The 509-nt window shown below is 65.8% G+C and carries 1 protein-coding gene; it reads left to right on the top strand.

Annotation, left to right across the window (positions count from 1 at the left end; genetic code table 11):
• Positions 1-128: 128 nt before the first annotated feature.
• On the top strand, positions 129-509 hold a 381-nt coding region (locus EN994_RS34660), incomplete at its 3' end, for a serine hydrolase domain-containing protein (protein ID WP_164746585.1).

Genomic DNA, 509 nt, shown 5'->3' with positions numbered 1-509 from the left:
GCGCTGAAGCTGACGTCGTCGGCGCGGCCGATGAATCCGGCTCGCGGCGTGAGCCGCCCGAGAAGGGCTGGTCTCACCCGTGCGGGCCTGTATCATGGTCATGTGAATTCCTGGGAGGAGGCTTGTGCATGCGGCTGAATCGGAATCTCTGCCAGTGGAGGGGTTGGGTCTTCATCGCCGCAATGGCGCTTTGGCCGCACGCGGCGCCGGCCGATAGCCTCACGCCCGAGCGCATCACTGCTGCCCTGTCGAAGCTCGAAGCGCTTGCCGAAGCCGCCGTCGCGGACGGTGCCGTGCCCGGGCTCGCCATCGGCGTCGTGCGCGATGACGAGGTGATCTTCCTCAAGGGTTTTGGGCATCGCGAGGCCGGCAAGCCTGAGATCGTCGACGCCGACACGGTGTTCCAGATCGCCTCCCTTTCCAAGCCGGTTTCCGCCACCGTCGTAGCGGCGTTGGTTAGCGACAGGATCGTGTCCTGGGATTCGAAGATCGCCGATCTCGATCCGGCC

Origin of the sequence: Mesorhizobium sp. M7A.F.Ca.CA.002.09.1.1, from assembly GCF_003998555.1 — a bacterium.
Classification (GTDB): Bacteria; Pseudomonadota; Alphaproteobacteria; order Rhizobiales; family Rhizobiaceae; genus Mesorhizobium; species Mesorhizobium ciceri.
The sequence above is the reverse complement of the archived record's forward strand: the minus strand, read 5'-3'. Positions and strand labels throughout refer to the sequence as shown.